Consider the following 2,192-nt stretch of genomic DNA (forward strand, 5'->3'; position numbering starts at 1 on the left):
TCTGCTGACGGGTCTCAAGATTCTCGGAACTCGATTTATCTGAATCTTAAATGCGCTGTACTTAGGCTGGGCGGCACCTGAGGTAGGGGAAGTCCGGTGAGAATCCGGCGCTGTCGCGCAGCGGTATGCCAGCCAGTCGAAGCACTGGATCGTGGTGAGCCCGAATGCCTCTCAGGGACGCCCGTTCACGCCGATTGTCGGCGCGTACGTGGCACCTCTCGCCGTCAGAGGGCCGTGACATGAGTGACCCTGAACCCAGCCGTGGGCCTGCCCACGTGTGTTCCCGCTCTGGCCCCCGGCTGGAGCGGGTTTTTCATGCTGTGCGCCCGCTCCCCGCTGCCGTCCCAGTACGCACTGGAGTTCCTCCCATGTCCCACCTGACTTTCCGCCCCTCCCGTCCCGGCGCTGCCCTGCTGATCGCCGCCTTCATGGGCGCCATGCAGAGCGCCTCGGCCACCACCTACCCGCTGACCGTCACGGACGACCTGGGCCGCCGCGTCACCCTGAACGCCCAGCCGCGCCGCATCGTGTCCATGCTGCCCAGCCACACCGAGACGCTGATCGCCATCGGGGCCGGCGCGCAGTTGATCGCGGTCGACCGCTTCAGCAACTACCCGAAGGCCGCCGTGGACAGGCTTCCGAAGGTCGGCAGTGCCTACCAGCCGGACCTTGAGGCGATCGTGGCCCTGAAACCCGACCTGGTGCTGGCCGACGAGTCCAGCGGGTCGCGCCTGACCGAGAAGCTCGCGCAGGCGGGCCTGACCGTGTACGGCGGCACCGGGCAGACCTTCAACGAGGTGTTCGAGAAGATCGCGGTGATCGGCAAACTGACCAACCACGAGGCCGGAGCCACGCGGCTGACCACGTCCATGCGCGCCGAGCTGAACGCACTGCAGGCCAGCGTGCTGCGCCTCCCGAAGGTCAGCATGTACTACGAGATCGACCCCAGCCCGTACTCGGTCGGGCCGAACTCGTTCATCGGGGCGCTGATCGCCAGGGCGGGCGGGCAGACCATCGTGCCGGCCGCGCTGGGCGACTTCCCGAAACTCGACCCGGAACGGATCGTGAACAGCAACCCGCAGGTGATGATCGGCCTGACCCTCGACGACGCCCGCCGGCGTCCCGGCTGGGCCGGACTGCAGGCCGTGAAGGCGGGGCGGGTTTTTGCGCCCACGCCGGAGGAACGTGACGCCCTGAGCCGTCCGGGGCCGCGCCTGCCGGACGCGCTGCGCGCCCTGATCCGCTTCATTCACCCGGAGGCCCTGAAATGACGGCGGAACTGGACCCGGCCACCCGCGAGCGGCGCGAGAGGGCCATGCAGGAACTCGCGGCGGCCCGTGACGCGCACCGCAAGGCTGAAGGCGTCAGCCGGGGCCGCCGGGGCCTGCTGATCGTGAACACCGGGAACGGCAAGGGTAAGACCACCGCCGCGCTGGGCCTGATGCTGCGCGCCCACGGCCGGGGCCTGCGCGTGCGGATGTTCCAGTTTCTGAAGCACGAGAGCGCCAAATTCGGCGAGCACCGCACCCTGGACGTGCTGGGCGTGCCGTACGAGGGGCTGGGTGACGGGTTCACGTGGCGCTCGAAGGACCTGGAGAACAGCGCCGCGATGGCCGCGCACGGCTGGTCCCTGGCCCGCGCCGCCATCGAGAGCGGCGAGCACGACCTGATCGTGCTGGACGAGTTCACGTACGCCCTGACGTACGGTTGGGTGCCCTGGCCGGAGGTCGAGGCGGTCCTGCGGGCGCGTGACCCGCTTCTGCACGTGGTCGTGACCGGGCGGGACGCCCTGCCGGAACTGATCGCCCTGGCCGACACGGTCAGCGAGATCCGGCCCGTCAAGCACGCCTACGAGGCGGGTATCGGCGCGCAGACCGGCATCGAGTACTAGGGCGTGCCGCACCGAGACAGCGTGCCCGTCATGCCCCGGCTGGTGATCGCCGCCGCGCACTCCGGCAGCGGCAAGACGACTGTCGCCTCGCTGCTGTGCCTCGCCCTGGGTGCCCGTGGGCTGCGCGTGCAGCCGTTCAAGCTGGGGCCGGATTACCTGGACCCTACGCACCTGACCCGCGCGGCTGGGCGGGACGCGCGGAACCTCGACTCGTTCCTGCTGCCGCGTGAGCGACTGATACGGACTCCGATTAAATAGATTATAGTTGCGGCATCAAACAGACACCTTTGACCGCTCCTCT

At 68.8% G+C, this 2,192-nt stretch carries 2 protein-coding genes, 1 pseudogene and 1 riboswitch; all 3 genes and pseudogenes read left to right on the forward strand.

The window, feature by feature from the left end:
• Positions 1-61 precede the first annotated feature (61 nt).
• Positions 62-189, forward strand: a riboswitch (cobalamin riboswitch).
• Between the two features lie 239 nt (positions 190-428).
• The gene (locus IEY70_RS20730) at positions 429-1,271 is read left to right on the forward strand and encodes an ABC transporter substrate-binding protein (protein WP_189066928.1); all 843 of its coding nucleotides are present in this window, start codon (positions 429-431) and stop codon (positions 1,269-1,271) included.
• Positions 1,268-1,891: a cob(I)yrinic acid a,c-diamide adenosyltransferase gene (gene cobO / locus IEY70_RS20735; protein WP_189066927.1), complete on the forward strand. Its 624-nt coding sequence runs from the start codon at positions 1,268-1,270 to the stop codon at positions 1,889-1,891. Before IEY70_RS20730 ends, cobO begins: the two co-directional genes overlap by 4 nt.
• A gap of 30 nt (positions 1,892-1,921) precedes the next feature.
• Positions 1,922-2,128: pseudogene (locus IEY70_RS20740) on the forward strand (nucleotide-binding protein); the annotation flags it as partial.
• Positions 2,129-2,192 lie beyond the last annotated feature (64 nt).

Source organism: Deinococcus seoulensis, from assembly GCF_014648115.1.
Classification (GTDB): Bacteria; Deinococcota; Deinococci; order Deinococcales; family Deinococcaceae; genus Deinococcus; species Deinococcus seoulensis.